Source organism: Mesorhizobium sp. M7A.F.Ca.AU.001.01.1.1, from assembly GCF_004022735.1.
Lineage (GTDB): Bacteria > Pseudomonadota > Alphaproteobacteria > Rhizobiales > Rhizobiaceae > Mesorhizobium > Mesorhizobium ciceri.
In genome coordinates this window covers 1-658 of sequence record NZ_RZPF01001296.1, presented here as the reverse complement: position 1 = coordinate 658, position 658 = coordinate 1, and the positions used below count along the sequence as shown (strand labels likewise).

At 59.4% G+C, this 658-nt stretch carries 1 protein-coding gene and 1 pseudogene; both read left to right on the top strand.

What is annotated here, in order from left to right:
• Nucleotides 1–244: pseudogene (locus EN884_RS37755) on the top strand (signal peptide peptidase SppA); the annotation flags it as partial.
• A gap of 82 nt (nt 245–326) precedes the next feature.
• Nucleotides 327–611 (top strand): integration host factor subunit beta, encoded by a 285-nt coding sequence (locus tag EN884_RS37750; RefSeq protein ID WP_006200394.1) that lies wholly within the window; start codon nt 327–329, stop codon nt 609–611.
• Nucleotides 612–658 lie beyond the last annotated feature (47 nt).

Here is a 658-nt window from a genome sequence, read left to right as displayed (position 1 = left end):
GATCGACGCCGTCGGTGGCGAGACCGTGGCGGTCGACTGGCTGGCGACCAAGGGCGTCGATGCCAAGCTCAAGGTCGTCGAGTGGAAGGATACCGAACGGCGCAGCGGCTTCCTGTTCTCGAAAGCGATGGCGCAAACGATCGGCAGTGCGCTCGGCCTGCCCGCCTACAGCAGCGACGTCATCCATGAACTCGGAGCCGACCGCTTGTTTCTTGACGGTCTCGTTTCCGTCTGGCACCCTTGAGAAGCCGTTTGGGGCAAGTGAAAAAAGCAAATAAAATCATCCTCATAATTTTGACCGCACTGCTTTCACGGGGACCCGTCTCATGATCAAGTCCGAACTTGTGCAGATTATTGCCACGCGCAATCCGCATCTTTTCCTGCGCGACGTCGAAAACATCGTCGGCGCGATCTTTGATGAAATCACCGACGCCCTTGCCGAAGGCAACCGGGTCGAGTTGCGTGGCTTCGGCGCTTTTTCGGTGAAAAATCGTCCCGCGCGCACCGGACGCAATCCGCGCACCGGCGAATCCGTCGAGGTCGAGGAGAAATGGGTGCCGTTCTTCAAGACCGGCAAGGAACTGCGTGAAAGGCTGAACGGCGGCAAGTAGGCGCGACGTCAGCGCCTGACGGCCTTTCGGACAGGCCAGCTTCCGAC